Origin of the sequence: Agrobacterium sp. rho-13.3 (assembly GCF_033957765.2) — a bacterium.
GTDB lineage: Bacteria > Pseudomonadota > Alphaproteobacteria > Rhizobiales > Rhizobiaceae > Agrobacterium.
The window spans coordinates 2,718,908-2,730,927 of sequence record NZ_CP192774.1 but is presented as its reverse complement, the minus strand read 5'-3'; the positions used below and the strand labels follow the sequence as shown (position 1 = coordinate 2,730,927).

Below are 12,020 nucleotides of genomic sequence, written 5' to 3'. Positions count from 1 at the left end.
GAGAGCGAAGCGAAAGTGATCATAATTCCTTGAAATATATTCCTTATTTCAAACATTATCCCCGATCTCTGGGATGCGTGCTTATATAAAGCCTCGCTCTTCCTAAAACCACGCCAGATGCGGCATTTCCGCCTAACAGATTTTAATCCTTGCTACTCACAGACTCTAAGAAATAGAAAATCTTAAGATTCTCTTTTATTTTATTTTAGAAAAGGCGAGAGCCATGTCTGAGCGTAGCGTTATGAAGGTTTTGAATGGAGAGGCACTCAGCCCTCCTCCCATCTGGCTGATGAGACAGGCGGGACGATACCTTCCGGAGTATCGGGAAACGCGCAAAGAGGCAGGAGGTTTCCTCGACCTCTGTTACAATCCCAAACTCGCAACCGAGGTCACGCTTCAGCCCATTCGGCGGTTTGATCTGGATGCAGCCATTCTGTTTTCGGATATTCTGGTCATCCCCGATGCCTTGAAGCGCAACGTGACCTTCACCGAAGGCAAGGGTCCAGCGATGGACCCGATCAATCCCGCGGAGATCTCTGCTCTGAAAACGGAGAACGTTATTCCGCATCTGGCGCCAGTATTTGAAACAGTCTCGAAGCTGCGAGCCGAACTGCCTTCGAAAACCACGCTTCTCGGTTTCTGTGGTGCACCCTGGACGGTTGCGACCTACATGATCGCTGGCCATGGCACGCCTGATCAGGCCCCTGCCCGCCTGTTCGGTTATCAGGAAGCGGAAGCGATGGAAAAGCTGCTGGCCTTTCTGGCGGAAGTCTCTGCCGATTATCTCGTGGCACAACTCGATGCCGGCGCAGATGCGGTTCAGATTTTCGATTCATGGGCCGGTGTTCTCGGCGAAAAAGAATTCGAAGCCTATGCGGTGAAGCCGGTGGCCCGGATCATCTCATCCGTTCGCGCCCGCCGCCCGAACGCCAAAATCATCGCGTTTGCGAAGGGTGCCGGTGTTCTGCTCAAGGATTATCGCCAGAAAACCAAGGCAGACGCCATCGGTCTCGACTGGAGCGTGCCGTTGAGTTTTGCCCGCGATCTCCAGAAGGACGGTCCGGTTCAGGGCAATCTTGACCCGATGCTGATGATTGCTGGTGGGAAATCCCTTCAGGACGGAATCGACGCCATCATCGACTGTCTTGGCAACGGCCCGCTGATTTTCAACCTTGGCCACGGCATCACGCCGCAGGCCGATCCGGAAAATGTAGCGCGTCTGGTGTCCCGGGTTCGGTCTTACGGGGCGAAGCCATGAGCAACGATAGCCAGACATCCGCACAAGCCGGTCGTAAAGCGCGTTTGCGGGCCGCAGTAGCCTTGACCGCATTTGTGGGCTTCATCGCACTGGTGCTGCATGTGGATGCGGCTGACGCCTATCTCTGGATCAAAGCTCTGCACATCATCGCGGTCATCTCATGGATGGCAGGCCTGTTCTACCTGCCGCGCCTGTTCATCTATCACACGGATGCGGCACCCGGTTCGGACAAATCCGAAACCTTCAAGATTATGGAACAACGGCTGATCAAGGTCATCATGAACCCGGCGATGATGATTTCGTGGGTTCTGGGGCTCTATCTGGCTTGGTCGGTTTATGGCTTTTCCGGTGGATGGCTGCACGCGAAAATCGGTCTGGTTGTTTTGCTCACTGCCACGCATGTGTACTTCAGTCGCAGTGCGAAGCGCTTTTCGCGGGATGAAAACACCCGGTCTGCCCGTCACTGGCGGTTGATGAATGAGGTTCCAACCGTCCTGATGATCCTGATAGTCATACTTGTGGTTGTGAAACCATACGCTTGAGAGGCGATCACGATAAATTTCTCGGAATTGGTGCTTTCCTCTTGCGGCTTTGCGGTTGAGCGGCTATTTTCCGATCACTCATCTCAATGGCATGTGAATTTTTCAGCCGTCTGCGGTCCACCCACAGTACCTGATTCGCGAACAAGCCTTTCCCCACACACATATTTTAAAAACGGTCTTTCTCTTCATGGCTGAAATGAAGCTTCAGGAACTCAAGAGCAAATCCCCTACCGATTTGCTGACTTTTGCCGAATCCCTGGAAGTCGAAAATGCGAGCACGATGCGCAAGCAGGAGCTCATGTTTGCAATCCTCAAGGTTCTGGCAAGTCAGGACGTCGAGATCATCGGCGAAGGCGTCGTCGAAGTTCTTCAGGATGGCTTCGGTTTCCTGCGGTCCGCCAATGCCAATTACCTGCCCGGCCCGGATGATATTTATATCTCCCCGTCGCAGATCCGCCGTTTCTCGCTGAAAACCGGCGATACGGTCGAAGGTCCAATTCGTGGACCCAAGGAAGGCGAACGGTATTTCGCGCTTCTCAAGGTCAACACTATCAACTTCGATGACCCGGAAAAAATCCGTCATAAGGTCCACTTCGACAATCTGACGCCGCTTTATCCCAATGAGCGTTTCAAGATGGAACTGGACATTCCAACATCCAGAGATTTTTCGGCCCGCGTGATCGATCTCGTGGCACCTTTAGGCAAAGGCCAGCGCGGTCTGATCGTCGCGCCGCCGCGCACCGGTAAAACGGTTCTGCTGCAAAACATCGCCCACTCTATCACTGCCAATCATCCAGAATGCTATTTGATCGTTCTGTTGATCGATGAGCGGCCGGAAGAAGTGACGGACATGCAGCGCTCGGTAAAAGGCGAAGTGGTGTCCTCGACCTTCGACGAACCCGCCGTTCGCCACGTTCAGGTCGCTGAAATCGTCATCGAAAAGGCCAAGCGCCTCGTTGAGCATGGCCGCGATGTGGTTATCCTGCTCGATTCGATCACCCGTCTTGGCCGTGCCTACAACACCGTTGTTCCTTCTTCTGGTAAGGTTCTGACCGGTGGTGTGGATGCCAACGCCTTGCAGCGTCCGAAGCGTTTCTTCGGTGCGGCCCGTAACATTGAAGAAGGCGGTTCGCTGACCATCATCGCGACGGCCTTGATCGATACCGGCAGCCGCATGGATGAAGTCATCTTCGAAGAGTTCAAGGGTACTGGCAACTCGGAAATCGTCCTGGACCGCAAGGTCGCCGACAAGCGTATCTTCCCGGCCATGGACATTCTCAAGTCTGGCACTCGTAAGGAAGACTTGCTCGTTCCGCGTCAGGATCTGCAGAAAATCTTCGTTCTTCGCCGTATTCTTGCGCCGATGGGCACAACTGATGCTATCGAGTTCCTGATCGACAAGCTGAAGCAGACAAAAAACAATGGCGATTTCTTCGACTCGATGAACACCTGATTTCCTTAGCCAGATTCATCATTATATGACATTGGGCCGCGTTTGTTTTACGGACGCGGCCAACTCTTTTTGAGAAGCACGTTTCTAGGTTACGCCCATGGATACCATCTACGCCCTTTCAAGCGGATCGCTGCCAGCAGGTGTTGCCGTAATTCGGCTTAGCGGGCCGCTGGCAATACCGGCACTAATATCCCTTATTGGCGATCGTTTACCATCGCCCCGTAGCGCAGGCCTTAGAACGATTCGTAAACGAAACGTTGAAACCATTGACCAGGCGCTGGTTCTTCAGTTCCCCGCTCCGCACTCCTTCACGGGTGAAGACTGCGTGGAAATCCAAGTTCATGGCGGTCGTGCTGTAGTTGCAGCGGTGTTCTCAGAATTGGACGCTATTGCCGGTATTCGACCGGCAGAGGCCGGGGAGTTCTCCAAACGCGCTTTCGATAATAACAAGATGGACTTGCTGGAAGTCGAAGGCCTTGCCGATTTACTGAAAGCAGAAACAGAAATGCAGCGCCGATTGGCGGTTGAACAAACCAGCGGCAGACTATCCGAACTCTATGACGGCTGGGCAAAACAACTAACCCGCTGCCGCGCCCTTATCGAAGCGGAACTTGACTTCTCCGATGAGGAAGATGTCCCGGATTCGGTGGCCGAGCAGGTCTGGACAACGGTTTTTGCGCTGCGCAGAGAGATAGAACATCACCTAGGCGCTGGCTCATCTTCCGAAATCATTCGTGACGGCTTTAAAGTCGCGCTGGTCGGCGCACCAAATGTCGGTAAATCAAGTCTTCTGAACGCGCTGAGTGGCCGCGACGTGGCGATTGTCACGGATATCGCCGGAACCACCCGAGATGTCCTCAGCGTTGATCTCAACATCGACGGCTATCTTGTGACGCTCTACGACACCGCTGGTCTGCGTGAAACGATCGATATTGTCGAGCAGGAAGGCGTGCGTCGTGCACGTCAGACCGCCAAGACCGCAGATTTAATTTTATTGCTTTCAGAAATCGATTCGCCCCCGCAACGACTTGATGAATCGTCAGACGCCCTAGTGTTACGGCTTGGTACAAAGTCCGATCTCTCGAATTCCGCAGACGCAAACGCTTTTGATCTCTTGATCTCAGCCCAGACGGGTTATGGTCTCGAACAACTCCGGTCAATCATTAAATCCGAAATCGAAAAACGGGTCGGCTCATCCCTCACTTTGGCGCCTGTCCGGGCCCGACATAAGAAACGTCTTGAAGAGACGCTGAACTATGTTAGTGATGCGCTGAATGCGCAAGGAATGGAACTTGCGATCCGGTCGGAATATTTACGGCTTGCTGCGACGTCTTTGGGACGGATCACGGGCCGCGTTGATGTCGAGGATTTGCTTGGCGTCATATTTTCCGAGTTTTGTATCGGTAAATGATTCACGTGAAACATTCTGCGCTGGCCAAGGCCACGGCGCGATAAAAAGCGAGAGATTTATAATGACATACGATGTCGTTGTAATTGGTGGTGGTCATGCGGGCAGCGAAGCTGCCGCGGCAGCTGCGCGCCATGGTGCAAAAACGGCTCTTCTGACCCATAACAAAAAGACGATTGGTGTCATGTCCTGCAATCCTGCCATCGGTGGGCTTGGTAAAGGCCATCTGGTTCGCGAAATCGACGCTTTGGACGGCCTGATGGGGCGCGTCGCTGATGCAGGTGGCATTCAGTTTCGAATGCTCAACAGAAAAAAAGGCCCAGCCGTGCGCGGTCCACGTACACAGGCCGACCGTCGCCTGTACCGCGAAGCTATGCAGCGCGAAATTACCAGCATCGATAATCTCACCATTGTCGAGGGCGATGCCTATGATATTGAAATCATAGATGAAATCATTACCGCAGTTATTACGGCAGACGGACGGCGAATTCCATGTCGTGCTGTTGTCCTCACCAGCGGTACATTTCTGCGCGGACTTATTCATATCGGTTCCGAAAAGATTCCGGCTGGCCGGGTTGGCGAAAAGCCATCTGTTGGCCTTTCGGATACATTGGCTCGCGCTGGCCTGAATATGGGTCGCCTAAAAACCGGAACACCAGCGCGTCTAGACGGAAAAACCATCGACTGGGATGCGGTAGAGCGTCAAGGCGCGGATGAAGATCCGGTGCCATTTTCCTTTATGACCGATCACATTACCAATCCGCAGATTGAGTGCGGAGTGACGCGCACGACGCCTGCTGGTCACAAGATCATTCAGGACAACATTCATCTATCCGCCATGTACTCCGGCCAGATCGAAGGCGTCGGCCCACGCTACTGCCCATCCATCGAGGACAAGATCGTTCGTTTCGGTGAGCGCGATGGACACCAGATTTTTCTGGAACCGGAAGGCCTAGATGACAACACCATCTATCCGAACGGTATTTCCACGTCTCTGCCCGCTTTCGTGCAGCAGATGTTCATTCAGACAATCCCCGGTCTGGAAAAGGTGACGATCCTCCAGCCAGGTTATGCGATTGAATATGATTATGTCGATCCGAGAGAACTTCGGCCATCGCTGGAATGCCGCAAGGTGCCAGGCCTGTTTCTCGCGGGTCAAATTAATGGCACAACGGGTTACGAAGAAGCAGCAGCACAAGGTCTTGTCGCGGGTCTGAATGCATCTCTCTTCGCCAGTGGTAGCAATCCTCTGCATTTTAGCCGCACTGAATCCTATATTGGTGTCATGATTGATGATCTGACATCGAAAGGCGTCACCGAACCCTACCGTATGTTCACGTCACGCGCCGAATACCGCCTATCCCTACGGGTGGATAATGCCGATCTTCGACTCACGCCTGTTGGTATTGGTGCTGGTATTGTCGGTTCTCGTCGCGCGAAGCGTTTCGCCGCCTTTACCGCCGATCTTGACCAGCGCCGTGTGCAGTTGAAGGAACTGTCCATCAGCCCGTCACAGGCGGCCAAGCAAGGTCTCAAGCTCAACCATGATGGAAATAAGCGCTCGGCTTATGAGCTATTGGCTTATCCCGACATCACTTTAAAAACACTCAAGCCTCTATGGCCTGAATTGAATGATATCACGTCGAAAGTCGCGGAAGTTCTGGAAATCGAAGCGAGTTATGCAGTTTATATGCAACGCCAGAGCGCTGACATTGTCGACATCAAGCGCGATGAGGACCGTAGAATTCCCGAGGATTTCGATTTCACGATCCTATCCGGGCTTTCCAACGAGCTGAAACAGAAACTGCAAGCCGCGAAGCCCACAAATATTGCGCAGGCATCGCGTGTTGATGGCATGACGCCTGCGGCTGTGTCGTTGATCCTTGCTTTGGTGAAAAAAGGCACTTATACGCAAACTCAGAAGTTGCACGCACAGCCTTTACGAGTCCCAATATGAAGATAAACGGCCAGAGTGTTTCACGTGAAACACAGGAGCGGCTTGAACATTTTGTCGCGCTTTTCAAAAAATGGAATGCGACGACGAACCTCGTTGCGCCCTCAACGCTTGGCGAGCTGTGGTCCCGGCATGTGGCTGACAGCGCTCAAATCTTTCAAATGGCTCCCAAGCCGCAGGTCTGGGTAGACCTTGGCAGTGGCGGTGGTTTTCCTGGCGTTATCACAGCCATCTTTCTGGCAGAGCTGGGTGATGGCTGGGTCAACCTCGTGGAGAGCAACAATAAAAAAGCGGGATTTCTGCGTGTTGCGCTGAAAGAAACTGGTGCGCGTGGCACGGTTCATCCGATTCGAATCGAAACTGCCCCGCAAGCCATTGGTCCATGCGATGCGATTTCAGCGCGGGCTTTGGCTGATCTCAATTCCTTGCTTGAATATATCCATCCCTGGGCCAAGCAAAACGCCAAGCTGCATGCTTATCTCAATAAAGGCCGGGATTATGAGACCGAGCTGCAAAATGCGCGTGGTCGTTGGCAGTTCGATCTGTTAAAACATCAAAGCAGCGTCGAAGCGAGCTCAGTTGTTCTTGAAATTAGTAATCTTGCATCGAAAAGCTGATTAATCACGTCAGGTGCAGCATCATGTTTGAAAAAAATCGGATTATTACGATTGCGAACCAGAAAGGTGGCGTTGGCAAAACAACGACCGCGATCAATCTGGCGACCGCACTTGCTGCGATCGGGGAACGGGTGCTTCTCGTGGATCTCGATCCACAAGGCAATGCCAGCACTGGGTTGGGCATCGACCGGCGTGAAAGAAAACTCTCCTCTTATGATTTGCTGGTTGGGACGAATTCCGTCGCGGAAGTGGTCGTTCCGACCGCTGTGCCCAATCTCGATATCGTTGCCTCGACGATGGACCTTCTGGGTTTTGAAATGGAAGTCGCTAACGCGACCAACCGCGTATTCATGCTCAGAAACGCACTTCAAAGCCATGAGGCGCTGGCCTATTCCTATATCCTGGTGGACTGCCCGCCATCCTTCAATCTGTTGACTATGAATGCCATGGCCGCAGCGCACTCTGTTCTTGTCCCCCTGCAATGCGAATTCTTCGCACTCGAGGGTTTGAGCCAGTTGCTGGACACGGTCAATCAGATCAGGGCGACGGTTAATCCAACACTTGATATTCAAGGTATCGTTTTGACCATGTTCGACTCGCGCAACAATTTGGCGCAACAGGTGGTGACGGACGTTCGCACTCATCTGGGCGAGAAGGTTTACCACACCCTTATTCCCCGGAACGTGCGTGTTTCCGAAGCGCCATCTTATGGCAAGCCAGCCATATTGTACGATTTGAAATGTGCGGGAAGCCAAGCCTATTTGCAGTTGGCATCCGAAGTCATACAGCGTGAGCGTCTGCGAAAAGCAGCCTGAACGCATTGCTAGATTGTATGGAGTAAAAAATGAGCGATGATCTTTCAAAGCGCCGTCTTGGACGGGGTCTTGCAGCGTTGATTGGCGAGATGGATCAACCCCTGCCCGTGGGTGAGCCGCAGCGCGCCATCAGCGCCGATCGGACAATTCCGATAGAGTTTATTGCCCGCAGCCCCCGCAACCCGCGTCGTCATTTTGACGAGAGCGAGCTTCAGGATCTGGCCTCGTCCATTCGCCAGCACGGCATCGTGCAGCCGGTTGTCGTGCGCACAGTTGCTGATAATCGCTACGAGATTATTGCTGGTGAACGTCGCTGGCGCGCAGCGCAACTCGCTGGTTTTACCGAAGTTCCAGTGATCGTTCGCGATGTCGATGATCGCACGGCTCTTGAGCTGGCCATTGTTGAAAACGTGCAACGTTCCGATCTCAATCCACTGGAAGAAGCCCTGGGTTATGATCAGTTGATCGCGGAACATGGCTATACGCAAAATGACCTTGGCGAGATCATTGGTAAAAGCCGCAGCCATGTTGCCAATAGCCTACGTCTGTTGAAACTGCCGGAGGCGGTCAGGGATATGCTTGCCGAAGGCACATTGTCTGCCGGTCATGCGCGCGCCTTGGTGCCTACATCTGATCCGACCTATCTTGCTCGTACCATTGTATCAAAAGGCCTTTCAGTCCGGGATGCAGAACGGATGGCGCAGGCGGATATCCATACGCAGCTAAACCCGATGCTTCCCCGCAAGGAGGAGCACGAAAAGGATTCCGATACGGTTGCTCTTGAGCGTACACTTTCAGATGCGCTTGGTCTTGATGTGAAGATCAACCACAAGGGAACGGGTGGCCACATTCGCATCAATTATCGGACGTTAGAGCAACTCGAAGCCGTGTGCCGTTTGTTGGAACAGAAATAATATAAATATATGATTCTAAAGGGGAATTTCGTTAAATTCCCCTTTTTGGAGGCATAAGACCTCAAAAGTCGATCGCGCGACCTTTGATCTCGTAATCACCGAAACGTACCGGCTCGGGCCCATCGCGCCCGCCTATTTCGGGTGGAAGTTCCAGTGCCTGAGCGCTTTTTCGCCGCTCTTCGGCTTCCTTCAAAGCGCGCTCTGCCGCAGGTGAAATCTTTACCGGCGTTTCACCGCTATTGTCATTGTCCGCGTTCTGCATGGGTCTCAAGGCCTTATGACGGGATATTGAAATGCGTGTCTCAGTCACCAGATTATAGAAGTTGAAACGGCTTGATAAGTCTTGTTGATGAAACTGATGCCAAGAACGGAGATTTCTGATGAACTTGATGCGTACGGCCATGCTGCTGGCGTTCATGACCGCTTTGTTCATGGGCATTGGTTTTCTGATTGGCGGCACAGGCGGCATGATGATTGCCTTGCTGGTTGCGGCTGGCATGAACCTGTTTTCCTATTGGAACTCGGACAAAATGGTGCTGAAGGCATATAATGCGCAGGAGGTGGATGAGCGCAACGCGCCTGAATTTTTCAGCATGATTCGCGATCTGTCGCAGAACGCCGGTCTGCCAATGCCCAAGGTCTATGTTTATGACAGCCCGCAGCCCAACGCCTTCGCGACGGGTCGAAATCCGCAGAATGCCGCGGTTGCTGCCTCCAGTGGGCTAATGGAAAGCCTGACACCGCAGGAAGTGGCGGGCGTGATGGCGCACGAGCTGGCGCATATCCAAAACCGTGACACGCTGACCATGACGATTACCGCCACATTGGCCGGTGCAATCTCCATGCTCGGCAATTTTGCGTTCTTCTTTGGCGGCAATCGTGAAAACAATAATCCGCTTGGCTTTATCGGTGTGCTGGTGGCGATGATTGTCGCGCCCTTGGCAGCAATGCTTGTGCAGATGGCGATCAGCCGGACACGTGAATATTCCGCGGATAAGCGTGGTGCAGAAATCTGCGGAAACCCGCTTTGGCTGGCGTCCGCGCTGCAAAAGATTGCAGGTGCGGCAAAGCAAATTCACAATGATGATGCAGAGCGCAACCCTGCAACGGCGCATATGTTTATCATCAATCCGCTTTCGGGCGAACGGATGGACAATCTGTTTTCCACACACCCGAATACGGACAACCGCATTGCCGCACTGCGCGCCATGTCGCAGGAGTTTCCGCAGGCATCGACCTATCAGCCGACAAGTGATAAGTCGGTACGCAAATCACGCTCCGTTCCCAATACCGGGCCAAACGCAGGCTCGCCCTGGGGCAATAACAATGATCGCAAAGGGCCCTGGTCTTGACATCGAATTCTTCCGCCAAACCGGCACACCATCAAAAACGCCGTCCGTCTGGTGGAAATAATGATGAACATTACTCAAACGAAGAGTGGAAGCCGGGTCTTGCGGCACGCGTTGCGGCGGTCAAGATTCTCTCTGCGGTGCTCGATAAGAAAACTTCTCTGGATGGTATGCTGGACGCGGAAAACGGCAACCCCGCCTACCGCGCTCTAAGCCTTCCAGACAGGGCGCTGGTGCGCGCCATCGTCAACAGTGCGCTCAGGCACCTACCCCGCATCGAAGCCGCTCTCGCCATGCTGCTGGATGGCCCATTGCCGCAGGGCGCGCGTTCGCTGCACCATGTGCTGGTGGTGGGTGCAGCGCAGATGTTGTATCTTGATGTGCCGGACCATTCGGCGGTTGATCTGGCCGTGGAACAGGCGCATCGCGACCCGCGCAACAAGCGTTTCGTGAAACTCGTCAATGCGATCTTGCGGCGTCTTGGACGTGAAAAAGATAGCGTTGTGCAGGCGATTGGCGAGGTTCCGGTCCTACCAGACTGGTTTTATGGCCGCCTTGCGAAGATTTACGGCAAAGACGCCGCCAACCGTATGGCCGAAGCGCAGCTTGTGCCCTCGGTGATCGATGTGACGGTGAAATCCAATCCCGATCTCTGGGCCGAAAAGCTCAATGGCACTGTAATGCCGAATGGCAGCGTTCGGCTTGATGCGTTTGAGGGTTCGGTTTCAGCGCTTGAGGGCTTTAACGACGGCGAATGGTGGGTTCAGGATTTTTCTGCCTCCATGCCGGTGCGCCTCATGGGTGATTTGACAGGAAAACGCGTTGCTGACCTTTGCGCCGCACCCGGTGGCAAGACGGCGCAGCTTATTTTGGCGGGCGCAGATGTTACGGCCCTCGACCAATCTGGCAACCGGTTGAAACGCCTTCGTGAAAATCTGAATCGTTTGAAGCTGGAGGCCGAGACGGTTGAGGTTAACATGTTGAAATTCCAGCCTGAAGAACTGTTTGACGCGGTGTTGCTGGATGCACCTTGTTCTTCTACGGGTACGTTGCGGAAACACCCTGATGTGTGCTGGACGAAGGACAAGCAGGATATTGCCAAACTGGCAGGTTTGCAGGAACAAATGCTTCGCCATGCGGTAACCTTGGTGAAATCCGGTGGCACCATTGTGTTTTCCAACTGCTCGCTCGACCCTTCCGAGGGTGAGCGGATGGTGGCGCAGGTGCTGGCCAGCGATCCCTCGCTGGAACGGGTGCCAACTTTGGCATCGGATTTCCCAGGTCTGGAAATCGCCATCAACGCGGATGGAGACTTGCGCACGACGCCGGATATGTTTGGTGGGGTGGATGGGTTTTACGCTGCTGTGCTGCGGAAGAGGTAGCGCGTTATTTTCAAGCGGTGGATTGTGCTGATAACAGCCATCCGCTCGACGTTATTCTCGGGCTTGTCCCGAGGATCTCATCACGTTGAGACATATGAGACGTCGCAGATGTCCGGGACAAGCCCGAGCATGACGAAAGAGTATTTGGATCGTTTACAAAATATGAAGTTTTTCATGAAACATTGAATGGCTTGTCAGTCGCAATGTTGCGTCCATACGTCTCACATATAACAAGACTACGCTCGGCGGGAAACACAGTTTGGTAGGATCCCTGAACGGCAGCTTCAGTGTTGCGGGGCTTTTTATACGTACCCTTTGGAACCGGACG

11 protein-coding genes are annotated in these 12,020 nt (G+C 53.4%); 10 read left to right on the top strand and 1 reads right to left on the bottom strand.

Annotated features, from left to right (window positions below; translation table 11 throughout):
* Positions 1-223: 223 nt before the first annotated feature.
* The 8 genes from hemE (at position 224) to RMR16_RS13205 (ending at position 8,961) form a co-directional block, all read left to right on the top strand.
* On the top strand, positions 224-1,258 hold the full coding sequence (gene hemE / locus RMR16_RS13240; protein WP_320201046.1) for a uroporphyrinogen decarboxylase: 1,035 nt from the start codon (positions 224-226) through the stop codon (positions 1,256-1,258).
* Positions 1,255-1,800 carry a protoporphyrinogen oxidase HemJ gene (hemJ, locus tag RMR16_RS13235; protein WP_320201047.1) on the top strand — a complete coding sequence of 182 codons (546 nt, stop codon included), beginning with the start codon at positions 1,255-1,257 and terminating at the stop codon, positions 1,798-1,800. The genes hemE and hemJ overlap by 4 nt, the downstream gene beginning before the upstream one ends.
* A 187-nt stretch (positions 1,801-1,987) precedes the next feature.
* Positions 1,988-3,253, top strand: coding sequence for a transcription termination factor Rho (rho, locus tag RMR16_RS13230; protein ID WP_320201048.1), 1,266 nt, complete (start codon positions 1,988-1,990; stop codon positions 3,251-3,253).
* Between the two features lie 97 nt (positions 3,254-3,350).
* Positions 3,351-4,664, top strand: a complete 1,314-nt coding sequence (mnmE, locus tag RMR16_RS13225; RefSeq protein WP_320201049.1) for a tRNA uridine-5-carboxymethylaminomethyl(34) synthesis GTPase MnmE — start codon at positions 3,351-3,353, stop codon at positions 4,662-4,664.
* A gap of 61 nt (positions 4,665-4,725) precedes the next feature.
* Positions 4,726-6,618 carry a tRNA uridine-5-carboxymethylaminomethyl(34) synthesis enzyme MnmG gene (mnmG, locus tag RMR16_RS13220; RefSeq protein ID WP_320201050.1) on the top strand — a complete coding sequence of 631 codons (1,893 nt, stop codon included), beginning with the start codon at positions 4,726-4,728 and terminating at the stop codon, positions 6,616-6,618.
* Complete coding sequence (rsmG, locus tag RMR16_RS13215; RefSeq protein WP_320201051.1) at positions 6,615-7,232, top strand: 16S rRNA (guanine(527)-N(7))-methyltransferase RsmG; 618 nt, start codon at positions 6,615-6,617, stop codon at positions 7,230-7,232. The genes mnmG and rsmG overlap by 4 nt, the downstream gene beginning before the upstream one ends.
* A gap of 20 nt (positions 7,233-7,252) precedes the next feature.
* Positions 7,253-8,047: a ParA family protein gene (locus RMR16_RS13210; protein ID WP_320201170.1), complete on the top strand. Its 795-nt coding sequence runs from the start codon at positions 7,253-7,255 to the stop codon at positions 8,045-8,047.
* 29 nt (positions 8,048-8,076) lie between these two features.
* On the top strand, positions 8,077-8,961 hold the full coding sequence (locus tag RMR16_RS13205; protein WP_320201052.1) for a ParB/RepB/Spo0J family partition protein: 885 nt from the start codon (positions 8,077-8,079) through the stop codon (positions 8,959-8,961).
* Between the two features lie 61 nt (positions 8,962-9,022).
* On the opposite strand, the gene RMR16_RS13200 is transcribed toward RMR16_RS13205, so the two are convergent.
* The gene (locus RMR16_RS13200) at positions 9,023-9,223 is read right to left on the bottom strand and encodes a DUF1674 domain-containing protein (RefSeq protein ID WP_320201053.1); all 201 of its coding nucleotides are present in this window, start codon (positions 9,221-9,223) and stop codon (positions 9,023-9,025) included.
* Between the two features lie 118 nt (positions 9,224-9,341).
* Between RMR16_RS13200 and htpX the strand changes: the two genes are divergently transcribed.
* Both htpX and RMR16_RS13190 read left to right on the top strand, forming a co-directional pair.
* Positions 9,342-10,313, top strand: coding sequence for a zinc metalloprotease HtpX (gene htpX, locus RMR16_RS13195; RefSeq protein ID WP_320201054.1), 972 nt, complete (start codon positions 9,342-9,344; stop codon positions 10,311-10,313).
* Positions 10,304-11,692, top strand: coding sequence for an RsmB/NOP family class I SAM-dependent RNA methyltransferase (locus tag RMR16_RS13190; RefSeq protein ID WP_320201171.1), 1,389 nt, complete (start codon positions 10,304-10,306; stop codon positions 11,690-11,692). Before htpX ends, RMR16_RS13190 begins: the two co-directional genes overlap by 10 nt.
* The last annotated feature ends 328 nt before the right edge of the window (positions 11,693-12,020 follow it).